The organism is Novosphingobium anseongense (assembly GCF_037482895.1).
GTDB lineage: Bacteria > Pseudomonadota > Alphaproteobacteria > Sphingomonadales > Sphingomonadaceae > Novosphingobium > Novosphingobium anseongense.
On record NZ_JBBHJZ010000012.1, the window covers coordinates 2,501 to 5,826 of the forward strand.

Annotated in this window: 1 tRNA gene and 2 rRNA genes; all 3 read left to right on the plus strand. The window is 54.1% G+C overall.

The features are described from left to right. The first annotated feature begins 54 nt into the window (after positions 1–54). The 3 genes from WG901_RS23690 (at position 55) to WG901_RS23700 (ending at position 3,285) form a co-directional block, all read left to right on the plus strand. Positions 55–2,847, plus strand: a 23S ribosomal RNA gene (locus WG901_RS23690). 119 nt (positions 2,848–2,966) lie between these two features. Further along, positions 2,967–3,081 (plus strand): 5S ribosomal RNA (gene rrf, locus WG901_RS23695). 127 nt (positions 3,082–3,208) lie between these two features. Continuing rightward, positions 3,209–3,285 (plus strand) — tRNA-Met (locus tag WG901_RS23700). Positions 3,286–3,326 lie beyond the last annotated feature (41 nt).

Here is a 3,326-nt window from a genome sequence, read left to right on the forward strand (position 1 = left end):
CACCTAGAAACAGCGCAGGTTCTATGCAGGCCTGTCGTTGATGGTGTGGATTCTCAAGCGTGAGGTAAGAGCATTTGGTGGATGCCTTGGCATGTACAGGCGATGAAGGACGTGGCACGCTGCGATAAGCGTCGGGGAGTTGTGAGCAAACTTTGATCCGGCGATTTCCGAATGGGGAAACCCACCTTCACCATTTCTCTCGTTGTGTGAGTGATCACATGGTGAGTGAGGTGGATAAGGTATCACCGAGCTGAATAAAATAGGCTTGGTGAAGCGAACCCGGGGAACTGAAACATCTCAGTACCTGGAGGAAAAGACATCAACCGAGATTCCGTTAGTAGTGGCGAGCGAACGCGGACCAGGCCAGTGCCTCATCTTCAACTAGCAGAACACTTTGGAAAGAGTGGCCATAGCGGGTGACAGCCCCGTATGCGAAAGTGATGGATGAGGACTCGAGTAGGGCGGGACACGTGAAATCCTGTCTGAACATGGGGGGACCACCCTCCAAGCCTAAATACTCGTACATGACCGATAGCGAACAAGTACCGTGAGGGAAAGGTGAAAAGCACCCCGATGAGGGGAGTGAAACAGTACCTGAAACCGAATGCTTACAAGCAGTTGGAGCCTCTTTAGGGGGTGACAGCGTACCTCTTGCATAATGGGTCAGTGACTTAATGTATCATGCGAGCTTAAGCCGTTAGGTGTAGGCGCAGCGAAAGCGAGTCTGAATAGGGCGACTGAGTATGATGTATTAGACCCGAAACCCGGCGATCTAGGCATGACCAGGTTGAAGGTGCGGTAACACGCACTGGAGGACCGAACCGTTGAATGTTGAAAAATTCTCGGATGAGTTGTGTTTAGGGGTGAAAGGCCAATCAAGCCGGGAAATAGCTGGTTCTCCGCGAAATCTATTGAGGTAGAGCGTCGAATGATTGCCGATGGGGGTAGAGCACTGGATGAGTGCGGGGGTCGCGAGATCTACCAATCTTAACCAAACTCCGAATACCATCGAGTCTAGTTCGGCAGACAGACGGCGGGTGCTAAGGTCCGTCGTCAAAAGGGAAACAGCCCTAACCTACAGCTAAGGTCCCCAAGTCATCACTAAGTGGGAAAGCATGTGGGAATCCCAAAACAACCAGGAGGTTGGCTTAGAAGCAGCCATCCTTTAAAGAAAGCGTAACAGCTCACTGGTCTAAATAAGGGTTCCTGCGGCGAAGATGTATCGGGGCTAAAGTGATGCACCGAAGCTTAGGGTTCAGTCTTCGGACTGAGCGGTAGCGGAGCGTTCCGTAGGCCTGTGAAGCGATCTGGTAATGGGTCGTGGAGGTATCGGAAGTGCGAATGCTGACATGAGTAGCGATAAAGAGGGTGAGATGCCCTCTCGCCGAAAGACCAAGGGTTCCTGCTTAAAGCTAATCTGAGCAGGGTGAGCCGGCCCCTAAGACGAGCCCGAAGGGGGTAGTCGATGGGAACCACGTTAATATTCGTGGGCCTGGTGGTGTGTGACGGATCACGTGTGTTGTCTCCTCTTATCGGATTGAGGGGGCTTCGAAGTGGTTCCAGGAAATAGCCCCACCGTATAGACCGTACCCGAAACCGACACAGGTGGTCAGGTAGAGTATACCAAGGCGCTTGAGAGAAGTATCCTGAAGGAACTCGGCAAATTGCCTCCGTACCTTCGGAAGAAGGAGGCCCTGTCTATGCGCAAGCACTGGCAGGGGGCACAGGCCAGGGGGTAGCGACTGTTTAGCAAAAACACAGGACTCTGCTAAGTCGGCTTCAAGACGACGTATAGGGTCTGACGCCTGCCCGGTGCCGGAAGGTTAAGAGGAGGAGTGCAAGCTCCGAATTGAAGCCCCGGTAAACGGCGGCCGTAACTATAACGGTCCTAAGGTAGCGAAATTCCTTGTCGGGTAAGTTCCGACCTGCACGAATGGCGTAACGACTTCCCCACTGTCTCCAGGATATGCTCAGCGAAATTGAATTCTCCGTGAAGATGCGGAGTACCCGCGGTTAGACGGAAAGACCCCGTGCACCTTTACTGCAGCTTCAGAGTGGCATTAGGAAGAAATTGTGTAGCATAGGTGGGAGGCTTTGAAGCATCGGCGCCAGCTGATGTGGAGCCATAGGTGAAATACCACCCTGTTTGTTTCTGATGTCTAACCCAGTACCGTTAGCCGGTACGGGGACCCTCTGTGGCGGGTAGTTTGACTGGGGCGGTCGCCTCCTAAAGAGTAACGGAGGCGCGCGATGGTAGGCTCAGGCCGGTTGGAAACCGGCTGTTAGAGTGCAATGGCATAAGCCTGCCTGACTGCGAGACTGACGAGTCGAGCAGAGACGAAAGTCGGTCATAGTGATCCGGTGGTCCCTCGTGGAAGGGCCATCGCTCAACGGATAAAAGGTACGCCGGGGATAACAGGCTGATGATTCCCAAGAGCTCATATCGACGGAATCGTTTGGCACCTCGATGTCGGCTCATCACATCCTGGGGCTGGAGCAGGTCCCAAGGGTTTGGCTGTTCGCCAATTAAAGTGGTACGTGAGCTGGGTTCAGAACGTCGCGAGACAGTTTGGTCCCTATCTGCCGTGGGCGTCGATACTTGAGAGGAGTTGTCCCTAGTACGAGAGGACCGGGATGAACATGCCTCTGGTGTACCTGTCGTGGCGCCAGCCGCGCAGCAGGGTAGCTATGCATGGACGGGATAACCGCTGAAAGCATCTAAGCGGGAAGCCTCCCTCAAGATAAGGTATCATCGAGTCGTGGTAGACCACCACGTTGATAGGCTGGATGTGGAAGCGCGGTAACGTGTGGAGCTAACCAGTCCTAATAACTCTGTTCATGCTTGAGAGTCCCACCATCAATGACAGGCCTGCATCTGCAAGCTTCGTCGGTGGACGACGATTACAGCCAGACAAACGCCATCGAATACCAGCATCGATTAAAAACCGTGTCCGCCAGCTCTATTGCTTGGTGACCATAGCGTCAGTGACCCACCCGATCCCATCTCGAACTCGGCCGTGAAACCTGACTGCGCCGATGGTACTAACGCTCAAGCGTTGGAAGAGTAGGTCGTCGCCAGGCATTAAAGCCGGCGGGCACGGTTCATACCCATTCACATAGTCAGGGCCTTCGTGCCCCGCACGAAGGACCCCAAAAGGGTCCTTTTTGCGTTTCTATACCGCCTGCCACGCGCAGGCCCACATGGTGACGCGGGGTGGAGCAGCCCGGTAGCTCGTCAGGCTCATAACCTGAAGGTCGTAGGTTCAAATCCTACCCCCGCAACCACACACAAAACCCATCACAAACAAAACATCCAGCCCCAAGGC